Annotated in this window: 6 protein-coding genes; 2 read left to right on the top strand and 4 right to left on the bottom strand. The window is 68.0% G+C overall.

The window, feature by feature from the left end; translation table 11 throughout:
* Positions 1–35: 35 nt before the first annotated feature.
* Positions 36–2,051 carry a serine protease gene (locus I6J77_RS00945; RefSeq protein WP_239309119.1) on the bottom strand — a complete coding sequence of 672 codons (2,016 nt, stop codon included), beginning with the start codon at positions 2,049–2,051 and terminating at the stop codon, positions 36–38.
* A 239-nt stretch (positions 2,052–2,290) separates the two neighbouring features.
* On the opposite strand from I6J77_RS00945, the gene I6J77_RS00940 reads away from it, so the two are divergent.
* Positions 2,291–6,994: a DEAD/DEAH box helicase gene (locus tag I6J77_RS00940; protein WP_204110204.1), complete on the top strand. Its 4,704-nt coding sequence runs from the start codon at positions 2,291–2,293 to the stop codon at positions 6,992–6,994.
* A 4-nt stretch (positions 6,995–6,998) separates the two neighbouring features.
* Positions 6,999–7,157: a hypothetical protein gene (locus I6J77_RS00935; RefSeq protein ID WP_204110203.1), complete on the top strand. Its 159-nt coding sequence runs from the start codon at positions 6,999–7,001 to the stop codon at positions 7,155–7,157.
* Here the strand turns inward: I6J77_RS00935 and I6J77_RS00930 are convergent.
* The 3 genes from I6J77_RS00930 to I6J77_RS00920 form a co-directional block, all read right to left on the bottom strand.
* Positions 7,154–8,212, bottom strand: coding sequence for an acyltransferase family protein (locus tag I6J77_RS00930; protein WP_204110202.1), 1,059 nt, complete (start codon positions 8,210–8,212; stop codon positions 7,154–7,156). The genes I6J77_RS00935 and I6J77_RS00930 overlap by 4 nt on opposite strands.
* A 196-nt stretch (positions 8,213–8,408) precedes the next feature.
* Positions 8,409–10,712 carry a beta-N-acetylhexosaminidase gene (locus I6J77_RS00925; RefSeq protein WP_204110201.1) on the bottom strand — a complete coding sequence of 768 codons (2,304 nt, stop codon included), beginning with the start codon at positions 10,710–10,712 and terminating at the stop codon, positions 8,409–8,411.
* A 133-nt stretch (positions 10,713–10,845) separates the two neighbouring features.
* A complete protein-coding gene (locus I6J77_RS00920) occupies positions 10,846–13,566 on the bottom strand; it encodes a TonB-dependent receptor (protein WP_204110200.1) in 2,721 nt (906 codons plus the stop codon).
* Positions 13,567–13,670: the final 104 nt, after the last annotated feature.

The following is a 13,670-nucleotide window of genomic DNA, read 5'->3' as shown; positions in this document are numbered from 1 at the left end:
CCGGTGTCGTCACCACCGGCCGATGCGCCCGAAGCTCAGTGCTCGGTGACGCGGGCGTCCTTCAGCAGCAGGTCGAGCTTGGCCTTCATTTCGGCGGCGGGGTGGCTGCCCTCGGCGTAGTGGTAGACGGTGTACAGCACGTCGGGCCTGGCCTGGCCCGGCGCGGCCAGCACGCTGCTGATCTTCATCACGTCGTTCTCGCTGCGCGGCACGCCATCGAACGGCCGCTGGCGGTTGCTGATCTTGCTCCAGTTGCTCTTGTAGTCGTCGTTGAGGTCGTCCGACGGCACCACCACGCGGGCGAAATTGCTCCAGTACTTGTCGTGCGCACTGGCCGCCTGCCACACGTCGGTCACGTCCCAGACCACCTTGCCGTGGTCGAGGAAGTAGCTGAAGCCGATGGTGAGCATGCTGTCCTTGTCGATCTTCTGCAGCGCCGGGGTGTAGGCGTAGCGCAGCCGCTTCGAGCTGTAGGCGAAGCGATGGCCGTAGTCGATGTCGATGTGGATGTCGTCGAACGCCGCCGGCAGCAGGTCCTTCTGCTTCAGGAAATCCTGCCACTGGGCCAGGCTGCCGTCGTAGGTGACGTAGAAGAAGTCGGTGAGCGCCTGCAGGTTGATCAGGAAGTCGTGCTCCTGGCTGGCCGGGGCGATCCGCATCAGCACCGCGTAGCCGTCCGGCACCGGCAGGGCGAAGCTCATCACCACCGCGTTCTCGGCCGGTATCGGCCACACCCGCACCTGCCAGCGGCGCTGCCAGGCATCGGTGTACAGCGTGTCGCGCACCGGCTTGCCCAGCGAGGTGATGCGCACCTGCTCGGGGCCGACGTTGCGGGTGAGGAAGCCGACCCTGGCGATCATGTCCATCAGCTTGACCGGGTCGCGATACAGCACGGCGGCCGTCACGTTGTCGGGCCGGCGCACGTGGAACAGCAGGTTGCGCCCGACAACGCCCGGCGTGACGTAGCCGTTGTTCGGCAGGCTGGTCTTGCCGCCCTCCTTCTTCGCCAGGCTCCAGGTACCGTCATTGTCGCGGGTGATCAGCGAGGGGAAGTCGTCCATCGACGGCGTCGAATGCAGCAGTTCGTTGGAGCCCTGGCCGCGCGGGAACAGCCGCTCCGGCTCCTTCGCCAGCAAGGCCTTGAGCTGGCTGTCGGCATAGGCGTTGAAGCGCTGCTGGAATGCCGCGCTGAAGTCGGCAAAGCTCAGCGGCAACTTGAATTCGGCCTTGAAGGTGTTGCTGAGCGTGGTGTCGAACACGTCGAACTGGTAGGGCATGCGCTGGTCGATCGAGGCGAGGTGATCGGGCGCGTCCAGCACGCGGCCGATCGGCAGCGCGTAGTTCAGGTTTTCGTTCTGCGACTTCATCAGCACGATGCCGATGACCTTGCCGTTCGCGTCCAGCAGCGGACCGCCGCTGTTGCCCGGCGATGCCGCCGCGGAGAAGCGCATCCACTTCCAGCGGCCGTCCTGGTCCTCCGGCGTGTCGGAGGTGTACAGGCCGTCGCGGATCACCACGCCGGTGCCCAGCGCATTGCCTACCGCGTAGACCACGCCATTGAGGCTGGGCGTGGTGTCCACCTCCAGCGCGGCGGCCTGCGCCGGCTGCGTGGCCAGGCTGAACACCACGAAATCCTGCTGCAGCGAATACTTCTCGATCTTGCCGATCGCATACACATGGCCGCCGGCATCGCGCAGCGCAGGCTCGCCCCACAGGCTGTCGATGCCCACCTGCAGTACATGCGCCGCGGTCACGTAGCGGTTGTTGCCCAGCGCGAAGGCGGTGCCGATCGAGTAATACTTGTCGTTGCGCTCCTGGAACGGCAGCAGCTCCAGCGGCAGCGGCTTCTCGTAGGTCAGCGGGTCCTTGACCGGCTTGGCCGCCACCACTTCGAAGGTGGCCGCCTGGATCTTCGGCAACACGGCCGGATCGAGACTGGCCGCATGGCTGGCGGCCGCAGCGAACAGGCTCACCAGGGCAAGGAGCGCGAACCGGCTGCAGGCCGTGCGCATGAAGCCGGGCTTGCGCCGCGGCGATTCCATTACGTGCATGAGTGTCCTTCGCGTGAACGCCGCCACCGGATTCCCCCCGCGGGCCCCTGGCTGTGACGGCCGAATCTGGATACTGCCGATTCCGAATACTGCCATGACAGGTCCAGCGCTGCACCGGCGGGCTGATGGCGGCGATCGGCCGAAGTCATGACAATGGCCGTCGGACCGGTGGACTCGGGCCCGCAAGGCCCCATATATGACCGGTGAGCACTTCCCGACTGTCACGCGAATCCGCACCGATGCGCAACGACTCCTGCCCGCTGGACGCATTCCACCCGGCCGTCGCCGCCTGGTTTCGCCGCACCTTCCCTGCGCCCACCGCGGCGCAGGCGGCGGCGTGGCCGTCGATCCGCGCCGGCCAGCACACCCTGGTCGCCGCGCCCACCGGCTCGGGCAAGACGCTGACCGCCTTCCTCGCCGCCATCGACGAACTGGTGCGCGAAGGCGCGACCCATGGCGGCGTGCTGGCCGACACCACCAGCGTGCTCTACGTGTCGCCGCTGAAGGCGCTGTCGAACGACATTCACATCAACCTGGAAGCGCCGCTGGAAGGCATCCGCGCCGAACTCGAAAAACTCGGCCTGCCCGACGTGGCGATCCGCACCGCGGTGCGCACCGGCGACACCCCGCAGGCCGAGCGGACTCTGCTGCGCAAGCTGCCGCCGCACATCCTGGTGACCACGCCCGAGTCGCTGTACGTGCTGCTGGGCTCGGCCTCGGGGCGCGCCATGCTGTCGGGCGTGCGCTCGGTGATCGTCGACGAGATCCACGCCATCGCCGGCAGCAAGCGCGGCTCGCACCTGGCATTGTCGCTGGAGCGGCTGGAATCGCTGTGCCAGCGGCGCCTGCTGCGGATCGGGCTGTCGGCGACGCAGAAGCCCATAGAAAAGATCGCCGACTTTCTGGTCGGCGCTCAACCCTCCCTTCTCCCTCCGGGAGAAGGTGCCCGAAGGGCGGATGAGGGTTCGGGGTCGCGAAAGAGCCACAACAAAGCGGCTCACGAATGTGACTCCCCCGCGAGCACCCACCCCTCATCCGACCCTTCGGGCCACCTTCTCCCCGCAGGGGAGAAGGAAGATCCGTGCACCATCATCAACACCGGCCACACCCGCCCCCGCGACCTCGCCATCGAAGTCCCCCCCGTCCCGCTCGAAGCGGTGATGTCGAACGACAGCTGGGAGCTGGTCTACAACCGCCTCGCCCAACTGGTCGAAGCGCATCGCACCACCCTGGTCTTCGTCAACACCCGGCGCATGGCCGAGCGCGCCGCGCGGCACCTGTCCGAGCGGCTGGGCAAGGAACACGTGGCCGCCCACCACGGCAGCCTAGCCAAGGAGCTGCGGCTGGACGCCGAGCAGCGGCTGAAGCGCGGTGAATTGAAGGTGCTGGTGGCCACGGCCTCGCTGGAGCTGGGCATCGACATCGGCGAGGTGGACCTGGTTTGCCAGCTCGGCTCGCCGCGCTCGATCGCCGCCTTCCTGCAGCGCGCCGGGCGTTCCGGCCACAGCATCGACGGCACGCCGAAGGCACGGCTGTTCCCGGCGACGCGCGACGACCTGATCGAATGCACCGCCCTGCTCGACTGCGTGCGCCGCGGCGAGCTGGACGCGCTGATCCTGCCACCGCAGCCGCTGGACGTGCTGGCCCAGCAGGTCGTGGCCGAAGTCGCCTGCGCCGAGTGGGACGAGGACGCGCTGTACGAACTGGTGCGCCGCGCGTATCCGTATCGCGATCTGTCGCGCGCGGATTTCGACGCCGTGGTGCGCATGCTGGCCGAAGGTTTCACCACGCGGCAGGGACCGCGCGCGGCGTACATCCATCGCGATGCGGTGAACCGCCAACTGCGCCCGCGGCGCAGCGCGCGGCTCACCGCGCTGACTTCCGGCGGCACCATTCCCGAGACCGCCGACTACAAGGTGGTGCTGGAGCCGCAGGCGATCATCGTGGGCACGGTGAACGAGGATTTCGCGGTCGAGAGCATGGCCGGCGACATCTTCCAGCTGGGCAACGCCAGCTACCGCATCCAGCGCGTCGAGCGCGACCGCTTGCGGGTGGAGGATGCGCACGGCGCGCCGCCAAGCATTCCGTTCTGGCTGGGCGAGGCGCCCGGGCGCAGCAACGAGCTGTCGTTCGGCGTGTCGCGATTGCGTGAGGAAATTTCTGCCTTGCTTGAGCCTCTCTCCCCCCGGGAGAGGGGTGGGGGTGAGGGTTCAGGCGGAGCCTTGAACTCCATCGCTCCGAGCGCACCCTCACCCCCAGCCCCTCTCCCGCAGGGAGAGGGGAGCAACGCGCGCGCCCTCGCCTGGCTGCGCGACGAACTCGGCCTCCCCGACGCCGCCGCCCAACAGCTGGCCGACTACCTCGCCCGCGCCAAAGCCGCACTCGGCGTCCTCCCCAGCCAGCACACCCTGGTGCTGGAGCGCTTCTTCGACGAATCCGGCGGCACCCAACTGGTGATCCACACGCCGTGGGGCAGCCGCATCAACCGTGCGTGGGGACTGGCGTTGCGCAAGCGCTTCTGCCGCCAGTTCAACTTCGAGCTGCAGGCGGCGGCGACCGAGGATGCGATCGTGCTGTCGCTGTCGACCAGCCACAGTTTTCCGCTGGAGGAAGTCGCGCACTACCTGCATTCGAACACGGCCGAACACGTGCTGATTCAGGCCCTGCTCGACGCACCGCTGTTCCCCGCACGCTGGCGCTGGAACGCGGTGACGGCACTGGCGTTACCACGCTTCACCGGCGGCAAGAAGACCCCGCCGCCGCTGCAGCGGATGAAGAGCGAGGACCTGCTCGCCGCGGTATTCCCCGACCAGGTCGCCTGCCTGGAAAACATCGTGGGCGAACGCGAGGTGCCGGATCACCCGCTGGTCAACCAGACCATGCACGACTGCCTGCGCGAGGCGATGGACGTGGATGGTTTGCTGCAGATCCTGCGCAAACTCGAAGGCGGCGAGATCGCCATCGTCGCGCGCGATCTCACCGCACCCAGCCCGCTGGCCGCCGAAGTGCTGAACGCGGCTCCGTATGCCTTCCTCGACGACGCCCCGCTGGAGGAGCGTCGCACCCAAGCCGTGCAGACCCGCCGCTGGAATGCCGACAGCGCCGATGACCTGGGCCGGCTCGATCCCGAAGCGATCGCCGCGGTGCGCGAGGAGGCGTGGCCGCAGGTGCGCGATACCGACGAGATGCACGAGGCGCTGACCTTGCTGGGTTTCGTCACCGCCGCGGAGGTCGATGCCAACACGGGCTGGGCCGAACGACTGCAGGCGCTCGCCGGGGCAAAGCGCGCGACACGCCTCACCGACGTGTGGACCACTGCGGAACAATTGCCGCTGTGGCTGGCGCTGCACCCCGCCGCCAGCATGCAACCGCCGATCGCGGCACCGGCCGAATACGCCGCGCGGGCGTGGACGCGCGAGGACGCGCTGCTGGAACTGGTGCGCCACCGTCTCGGCGGGCTCGGCCCGGTCACCGTGCGCGAGCTGGCGCAGTCGATGAACGCCGACGCGGGCGAGATCGAGCAGGCGCTGTTGCGGCTGCAGTCCGAAGGCTACGTGATGCAGGGCCGCTTCACCGCCGATGCGGCCGACACCGAATGGTGCGAGCGGCACCTGCTGGCACGCATCCACCGCTACACCATCGGCCGGTTGCGCCGCGAGATCGAGCCGGTCAGCCGGCGCGCGCTGATGCGTTTCCTGTTCGACTGGCAGCACGTGTCGGCGGCCACCCGCTTGAACGGCCCCGATGCGCTGGTCGCCACGCTGGCGCAACTGGAAGGTTACGAGGCCGCGGCCGGCGCGTGGGAAGCGGAGATCCTGCCAGCGCGCGTGGGCGACTACTCGATCAGCTGGCTGGACGAGCTGTGCCGTTCCGGCCGCATCGCCTGGAGCCGGCTGCGCACCGGCAGCGGCGGCGGTGGCGGGCCGGTGCGCAACACGCCGATCGTGCTGCTGCCCCGCCGGGAGATGGCCGTCTGGACGGCCGTCGCCGCGGGCGATCCGCAGGACATCCTGCTGTCCTCGCGCGCCCAGGCCGTGGCCGACGCGCTGCGCGAACATGGCGCGCTGTTCTTCGACGAACTGCTGGCCGACACCCGCCTGCTGCGGACGGAGCTGGAAGACGCACTGGGCGAACTGGTCGCCGCCGGCCGGATCAGCGCCGACAGCTTCGCCGGCCTGCGCGCCCTGCTGCTGCCGGCGGCCAAGCGCGACGGTGTGCGGCAGCGGCGCTTGCGCCGGCATGCGTTCGGCGGAATCGAGGATGCAGGGCGCTGGGCATTGGCGCGCAGTGCTTCCCTTCTCCCCTCCGGGGAGAAGGTGGCCCCGAAGGGGTCGGATGAGGGGCGGGTGCTCGCGGGAAAGTCGGATGTCGATTCGCGGGAAAGACAGCCCCTCACCTCAATCCTCTCCCCGGAGGGGAGAGGAAGCGAACGTGGCGCTTCGCGCCGGCTTGATTCGGATGAAGCAGAGCACGTTGCACGTGCTCTGCTTCGCCGCTACGGCGTGGTGTTCTGGAAGCTGCTGGAACGCGAGGCGCCGTGGCTGCCGTCATGGCGCGAACTGCTGCGCGTCTATCACCGGCTGGAGGCGCGCGGCGAAATCCGCGGCGGGCGTTTCGTCGAAGGCTTGGTCGGCGAGCAGTTCGCCCTGCCCGAGGCGATCGCGCCGCTGCGGGCGATTCGCCAGCGCGCGGACGACGGCGAGCTGGTCTGCGTCAGCGGCAGCGATCCGCTGAACCTGGTCGGCACCGTACTGGTCGGCGACAAGGTACCGGCGCTGGCCGGCTCGCGCGTGCTGTATCGCGACGGCATGCCGATCGCCGCGCTGGTCGGCGGCAAGGTCGTGCCATTGATCGAGTTGTCGGCGGCCGATGCCCGGCTGGCGAAGCAGGTGTTGCTGCGCCATCCGCCCTCGCAGCCGGAAGCCGTGGCCGCGGCGCGCTGACGCGATGGGCTGCCTGCCGGTGCTGCTGCTGTTTCCGCTGGGTTTCGGGCTTGGCTATCTGGTGGGCGGCGACGTCGGCGGCATCTGGGGCGGCGGCGTCGGCCTGACGCTTGGCCTGGCGTTGATGATCCTGCTGGTCCGGGCGATGCGGCGGCGGCGCTAGAGCTTGAGATGGATGTGCCGGCGATCCATCGCCCGAACGATCAGCCACCACACCGCCACGAACACCACGGCGAACGCCAGCGATGGCACGTACGGACCGAAGCGCGGCGTCATCCAGTCGGCGAACAACGTGCGGTACCACGACGCCTGGCCCAGCGTGGGCAGCACGATCTGCATCAGCTCCGAGCCGGCATAGGCGGCAATCGCGTTGACCCCGAAGCGGCGGCCCAGGGCGGGCCAGCCGCGACGGTCGATCAGGCCGTGGAACGCCAGCAGCGCCAGCGTGGCCCAGCCTGCCGTCCACAGCACGAACGACGGCGTCCACAGGTTCTTGTTCAGCGGCAACCACAGCGACCACAGCGCGCCGAGCAGAAGGCAGGCGACACCGGCCAGCAACAGCGTCCGGATTTTCCCGCGGCGCAGCCAGCAACCCGCGCGCAATCCCAGCAAGGTGCTGGCCAGGGACGGCAAGCTGCCGAGCAGGCCTTCCGGGTCGTGGCCACTGCCGGTCGCCGGGTCGATCTGGTAGACGAAGCGGCCGAACAGCGCGCTGTCGAAACGGCTGATGATGTTCGTCCACGGCTCCAGCGAACCACCCAGCACCAGCAGCCCCCAATATCCCAGCAGCAGGCCGGCGATGGCGGTCCACTGCGTGCGCGGTCGCGTGTACACCGCGAACAGCGCCACCCCCGCGAAGCACAGCCCGATGCGTTGCAGCACGCCGGGAAAACGCAGATGGGCCTGCGGCATGACCAGCGCCGCCAGCATATTGATCGCCACGCCCAGCAGCAGGATGCGCAGCGCACGCCACATCGCGCCGCGGATCAGCGCCTCGGGCGCCGCGCCCTGCTCCAGTCGCGGCAGCATCGAGAACGCCACCGACACGCCGACCACGAACAGGAAGAACGGAAACACCAGGTCGGTCGGCGTGCAGCCGTTCCACGCCGAGTGTTCCAGTGGCCAGTAGACATGCCCCCAGTCACCGGGATCGTTGACCAGCAGCATCGCGGCCACGGTGCAGCCGCGCAGCGCGTCGAGTGAGGCGAGGCGTTTCATGGGGAGCGCAAGCAAGAACGAAAGCGCAAAAGTGCCGGGATACCTCCCCCTTCCAGGGAGACGAAGGAAGGGGGTCGCTCAGGGTCGCCGGGAAAATCAAAAGCGGACCCCTCACCTGAAGGACTCCCTGTCGGTCGCCCAACCCTCCCCTGCTGCGCAGGGGAGGGAGACGGGCAGCGCGCGTGCACGATCGATCTCACGGGCTCAGCGCCACGCGGCCCAGCGCGTACAGTGGCCCGTCGATCGGCGCGGTGTAGATCAGGCACAACGCGCGCTCGCCCTGCTGCGCGGGCAGCGCCGCGTCCAGGGTGAAGTTGCGGGCGCTGTGCGCGGGATCGGGCAAGGCCATGCTGGCCAGCACCGGGCCGGCGCAGGTGTCCAGGTGCACCACCAGTTCGCCGAACGGCGTCCTGTTCGGGTGCGACACCACCAGCTTCTGCTCGTGCGCCAGCGCGAAGTTGCGTTCGAGCCGCACCGCCTCGACATGGATGCGGCGCAGTCCGTCCAGCGGCGTGGCGGGATACAGCTGGCAGCTGTTGAACACGTTGATGCTGTAGACCGGCGACGCCGAGGCGGCATCGGGCAACGGTTGCACGCGCAGGCGGAAATCGCTGCCGGGGCAGTTCGGCAAGTCGTTGCCGTCGAGGCCGAGCAGGCTGGCGCGATCCAGCACGCGCCGACGCGAGCTGGCCAGCACGCTGCCGTCGGCGGCGAAGCTGGCCGCGCGCACGGTGGTCGGCAGGGTCACGTTGAACGGCGCGTCGTAGCGCGGCGAAGCCTGCGTGGGCGCGCTGCCGTCCAGCGTGTAGCGGATGGTGCCGAAATCCGTCTGGTTCGACAGCGTGACGGTGGCCTTGCCGGTGGCCAGGGCCAGCGTGCGATCGATGGCGATGTCCACCGCGAACGCGCTGTCGGCATAGCCGACATGCTGCGCCCGGTAACGCGCGAGCTGCGCCGGCAGCCGGGCGAGGAAGCCCGGCCAGTCGCTGCTGGCCGGCGACCACGCCACTTCGCTGAGCGCATCCAGCCGCGGGAACACGGCATGTTCCACATGCGCGAAGGTGGGAATGTGCTCGGCCCACACGTTGGCCTGCACGCCGAGCACATGCGCGGCTTGCTTCGGGCCCAGCACGGCAGGCACCACCTGGAAAGCGTAGACGCTGCGCAGCGACTCCACGCCCATGCGGCCGGCGTATTCGTCGGCGAGGTCGCCCTGGACGTGATCGAAATACAGCGCAGGCGCGGGCGACATCACCACGTCGTGACCCATCATCGTCGCCTTGATCGCGCCGTCGGTGCCGCGCCAGGACATCACCGTGGCGTCGGCCGGCAGGTGCTCGCCTTCGAGGATCTCGTCCCAGCCGATCAGCTTGCGGCCATGCCGGTCGAGGTACTGGCCGATGCGGTCGATGAACCAGCCCTGCAGCGCGTCTTCGCTGGTGATGCCCAGCGCGCGCATCTTCGCCTGCACGGCGGGCGAGGCCTGCCACTGGTCCTTGATCGCCTCGTCGCCGCCGACGTGGATGTATCTGGAGGGGAACAGCGCCAGCACTTCGTCGAGCACGTTGTCGATGAAGTCGAAGGTGGCATCGTCCACGTTGTACAGATACGGATTGACGCCCCAGTCGACCGACACTTCCGGCCGCTTTCCGGTGACGCCGAGCTGCGGGTACGCGGCCACCGCGGCCTGTGCATGACCGGGCATGTCCAGCTCCGGCACGATGGTGATGTGGCGCGCGGCGGCATAGGCGACCACCTCGCGGATCTGCGCCTGTGTGTAGAAGCCGCCGTAGCGTTTCGGCTCGCCATCCTTGCCGGCGTCCGGCGGCGTGCGCCACGCACCGATGCGGGTGAGCTCGGGATAGCGTTTGATCTGGATCCGCCAGCCCTGGTCGTCGGTGAGATGCCAATGGAACACGTTGAGCTTGTGCTGGGCCATCTGGTCGAGCAGGCGTTTCACCTCGTCCACGCTCTGGAAGTGGCGCACCGAATCCAGCATCAGGCCGCGCCAGGCGAAGCGGGGCTGGTCGTGGATGGTCATGGCCGGTACCTCGACCGCGCCCTGTTTCGCGTCGGGCGTCAGCAACTGGTACAGCGTCACCGCGCCGTGGAACAGGCCCGCGTCGTCACCCGCGGCGATGCGGATGCCCTGCGGTGCCACCGTCAGCGCGTAGCCTCCGGCCACGATCTGCAGGTCGCGTTGCAGCACGATGGCGCCCGCGGCCGGGACGTTGTCGACGACGCGAAGGCGCAGGCCCCGGGTGCGGGCCAGCAGGTCGATCAGATAGCCGGCGGTCTGTTTCGTGGCGACGCTGCGGTCGGCAAGCACGAGGGGCGTGCTCGCATCCACGGTGAAGCTGCCGGATTGCCGCTGAAGCTGCGCCGGCTGCGGAATCAGGGAGGGTGGCGCCATCTCGCCGGCGCCGGCGACGCGCAGCGGCAGCGCGGCAAGGGCCAGCAGCAGGCAGCTGCAGCAGGACAGGATCGAACGGCGATTCATCGGTATCTCCTGCGCGGTGGGTCCGCCAGCCATCGTCGAGGACGTTCGGGACAAAAAGACGGGCCCGCAGAATCCACCGGGCCCGTTCGGGGAGAGTACAGGCCGTCCATGGCCTGCGCGTGGTTGCCGCGGATCAGAACGAGAGGTGGGCGCTCAGATAGTACTGACGGCCGTTCTCGTAGAACGAGGTCGGAATGTTCGCGCTCTGGTAATACTTGTAGGTCGGGTTGTTGAGGTTCAGCGCGTCCAGGCTGAAGCTCAGCCAGTCGGTGGCCTTGTAGCTCAACGACGCCGCCAGCGTGCCGAACTTGTCCTGGTAGTACGGGTTGGCGCCGGACAGGCCGATCAGGAACGACGAGCGGGCGGTGTAGCTGACCCGTGCGCCGAACGTTTCGTTCTCGAAATAGGCACCCACGTTGTAGGTGTTCTTCGAGGTGCCCAGCAGATGGTCGCTGCCATCGGCCCAGGTGTGGTCGGTGGAACCGTCGGCATAGGTGTAGTTGGCATTGAAGCCGAAATACTTGCCGATCGGCTGTTCGTAGGCCAGCTCCACGCCGTTGACGTGCGCGTCGGCGTTGATCGGCATGGCGACCTGGTACGCCTCGAGCTGATGGGTCAGTTCGCTGAACAGCATCTGGGTCTGCACGCCGTAGGCAACGTAGTCCTTCATGCTCATCGAGTAACCGGTGGCCGACAGCAGGCCGCGCGGCATGAAGTACCACTCCAGTCCGGCATCGAAGTTGGTGGACAGCACCGGCTTCAGTTTCGGGTTGCCGCCACCGCCGGTCTTGTTCAGATCGGAGCCCCACGATGCCGCGCCCAGCGCCGAGTAGTCCGGCAGGGTCTGGGTCTGCGAGGCCGCGAAGCGGAACACCAGGTTCTCCGCCATGTTGAACTTGATGTTCGCGCTGGGCAGTACCCGGTGATACTTGTTGTTGGTGTATTCGCGATCCCACGCACCGAACAGACTGCTCACGTCGGGGCTGACGGTATCGGCGCGGTAGGTGTTGATGTCCTGATCGATGTTGACGTAGCGCAGGCCGACGTTGCCGCTCCAGTTGTCGCCCTCGAAGTTGGCCTGGAAGTAGGCGGCGAGGTTCTTCTCGTCGACCGAATACTCGGCGCCGTAGTTGTGGCGACCGGTGGGGCCGTCGTTGTCGTACAGCCAGGTGGAGTTGCCCACGATGGCGCTCTGCAGCGCACCCGGGGTGAAGTACCACAGGTCGCGCGGGAAGCTGCCGCCGATGCCCTGGGCGAAGTTGCCCGGGTAGCTGGCGGTGGCGCCGTTCTGCAGTGCGGACCAGATGTCGCCCGGGCTCGCGCCCTCGGGCGACTGCGCCTCACGCGTGTGCTTGGCGTAGCGCAGGCCGTAGTTGAACGAGCTCAGCACGCCGGTGTTGAAGTACTGGGTGAAATCCGCCGTGCCCCAGTTTTCCTTGTCGATCGCCTTGACCTGCTGGTTGCCCCAGGTGCCGAAGCTGGTCACGCCCGCCGGGCTGATGTCGCCGCCCACGTTCCAGTCGACCGGCGCGCTGTTGCCGTGGGTGGTCCAGCTGGCGCCGCCGCCGTTGGCGGCCGTCACTTCGGCGATGAACTGACGCGGCGTCTCGCCCACGCCCTTGGTGGTGCCGGCCTGGAATTTCGCCGAAAGGCTGTCCGAAGCCTGCCAGTCCGCATCCAGCGTGTAGTACGTGGTCTTCGACGAGGCTTCGCGATAGATCATGTCGTACACGACGTAGTTGGTGCCCGGCACGCCCGCGTAGGTGGCATGGGTCAGCACGCCGTTCTCGACCGTGTAGCCCGGATCGGGCGCCTGGCTGGTGCCGAAGTTGCCGCCCCACAACATGAAGTTGCGGTTGTAGTTGTTGGCGTCCATGTCCGAACGGAAGCCGCTGGCGCCGATGGTCAAGGTGTCGCTGGGCTTGAACTGCACCTCGACCAGGCCGCCCTTGCGGTCGCGGGTCTGCTCGAACAGCGTCGAGCCGAGCAGGCCGGGAACCTTCACGCCGGCGAGGTCGGGGTTGCTCTGCGCCAGCGCGGAATCGGGGGCGATGGTGGCGAAGCCGCCGGGGATTTCCTGCGCTTCGCGGCGCAGATGACGCTTCTGCTTGAACACCTGCACCATCACGCCGAAGGTACCTGCATCGTTCTTGTAGTTGAACAGGCCCGAGAGCTGCGGATCGGTGGTGTCCGGCAGGCTGGAATGGACGCCGCCGATGCTGAGGTTGGTGGTGAACTGCTTCTCGAAGTCGAGCGGCTTGCGCGTGATGATGTTGACGTTGCCGGTGGTGCCGCCGTCCTGCAGGCGGGCCTCGGACGACTTGTGGATTTCCACGCGGCTGACCAGCTCGGACGGCAGCAGGGTGTAGCTCACGCTGCGGCCCATGGTGCTGCCCTGGCTGAGCACGAACCAGTCGGCCGTGCCCACGCTGTGGCCGTCGATCAGGGTCTGGGTCAGGCTGGGGCTGGTGCCGCGCAGGCTGACGCGATCGGCTTCGTCGAAGCCGCCTTCGTCGGCGCTGGACGAGCTGATGTTGACGCCCGGCAGGCGCTGCAGGGTGTCGGCCACGTTGTGCGCCGGCAGCTTGCCGACGTCCTCGGCGGTGACCACCTCGATGTTTGCGACGGCATCGCGCTTGATGTCCAGCGCCTTCTCCACCGACCCGCGGATGCCGGTGACGGTGACCGTGTTGAGGGTCGTCGCCTTGTCCCGTTCCTGCTTGCCCTGACTACTGGTGCTGGTGCTGCTGGCGGTGCCGGTGGTGGTCTGGTTGGCGTCTTGCGCGTACAGCGCGCCCGATACGCACAGACTGGTGATGATGCTCGCGGCTAGCAATGTCTTGCGGTAATTCATGATCTCCTCCCCTCAGAGGCTGGCTTGAATCAGGACCGGCTGATGACGGTCGCGGACGTTGGTTGTGACTTGCTTGGCGCCGTGTCGCCGGATGGCGGACGGAA

This window comes from Rhodanobacter sp. FDAARGOS 1247 (assembly GCF_016889805.1).
Classification (GTDB): Bacteria; Pseudomonadota; Gammaproteobacteria; order Xanthomonadales; family Rhodanobacteraceae; genus Rhodanobacter.
The sequence above is the reverse complement of the archived record's forward strand: the minus strand, read 5'-3'. Positions and strand labels throughout refer to the sequence as shown.